The sequence below is a fragment of the Stenotrophomonas maltophilia group sp. RNC7 genome (genome assembly GCF_030910085.1).
GTDB classification, from domain to species: domain Bacteria; phylum Pseudomonadota; class Gammaproteobacteria; order Xanthomonadales; family Xanthomonadaceae; genus Stenotrophomonas; species Stenotrophomonas sepilia.
Genome location: NZ_JAVFVN010000420.1, coordinates 1 through 693, shown reverse-complemented (window position 1 = coordinate 693; position 693 = coordinate 1). Strand labels below are relative to the sequence as shown.

The following is a 693-nucleotide window of genomic DNA, read 5'->3' as shown; positions in this document are numbered from 1 at the left end:
AAACTTAATTACTATGTATGTTTATATGCCTATTATATATAATTTTTTAAGTTAAGGCATTATTTTTCTAATCGTTTTATTTAAATGATTTTTTAATAATTAAATTTCTTTTATTTCTAAACATAAAAAAGAACAGGATCTCAATCCTGGTTATTTTAATTTTACTTATTGATTTATTTTATCTGTAATATTTTTGTGTGTTAATTTATTTTATGTATTTATTATTTGTATATTTATTTTTTTACTTTGTAGCATATAATATATTAAAGGGGAGATCCGACCTCCCCTTTAATGCTATTGGCTTGGATCTGGCTTTTTTGCTGGATCCTTTCCCCTTTTTTCCTCTCTTTCTTTTTTCTTCTTTCGTTCCTCTAAGATAATTATTATCAACTTCACAAGTACAACTATTAGGCTGATTATGGCTGTTAGCAATACTATCTTCTCTGTCATGCGCTTCACCTCCTCCCTATAGATATATTATATTCAGCATCCAGAATAATATCCATATTTTTTCACTTCAAACATTTGAAATTTCAACGTTTCATTTATGTATTTATCTTTATATCCTTTTCTATATAATGCTCTATGTCTTCTATTATTCTCCAACTTCTGCATTGCTTGAAACCACAACATATCAACTTCACTTCTATTTTTAGTTGCAGATCCCAATTATTAATACACTGGATATAATCA

At 26.6% G+C, this 693-nt stretch carries 1 protein-coding gene; it reads right to left on the bottom strand.

Annotated elements, in window-relative coordinates; all coding sequences use genetic code 11:
- Positions 1-294: 294 nt before the first annotated feature.
- A complete protein-coding gene (locus RCF13_RS07240; protein ID WP_308141016.1) occupies positions 295-450 on the bottom strand; it encodes a hypothetical protein in 156 nt (51 codons plus the stop codon).
- Positions 451-693 lie beyond the last annotated feature (243 nt).

Bases quoted from the DNA above. Each gene is read 5' to 3' on its own strand.
- RCF13_RS07240 (WP_308141016.1), bottom strand. From the start codon at position 450: ATGACAGAGAAGATAGTATTGCTAACAGCCATAATCAGCCTAATAGTT.